Below are 230 nucleotides of genomic sequence, written 5' to 3'. Positions count from 1 at the left end.
CCACAATGGCACCGCTGACCGCCAGCAGCATACCCGCCAAAATCTTCGCGTTTAACCGTTCGCCGAAAAGCCAAGCCGCCAGCAGCAGCGTCAGCACGGGATTCACCGCCACCACCACCGCTGCCTTACCCGCCGGCATCGCCTGCAAACCCAGCATGAAAAACACCGCATAGCCGCATACCCCGACGGAAGCGGCTGCCGTCAAGCCCAGCCATTGCCGCGCCGACAAA

The 230-nt window shown here is 63.0% G+C and carries 1 protein-coding gene; it reads right to left on the bottom strand.

Annotated elements, in window-relative coordinates:
• Positions 1-230: EamA family transporter (locus ACTHTA_RS11690; protein WP_440379653.1), on the bottom strand; the 230-nt coding region annotated here is incomplete at both ends.

Source organism: Neisseria sp. P0013.S005, assembly GCF_051958425.1.
Lineage (GTDB): Bacteria > Pseudomonadota > Gammaproteobacteria > Burkholderiales > Neisseriaceae > Neisseria > Neisseria subflava.
Note: the sequence above shows the minus strand (reverse complement) of the source record. Positions and strands in the feature narration are given on the sequence as shown.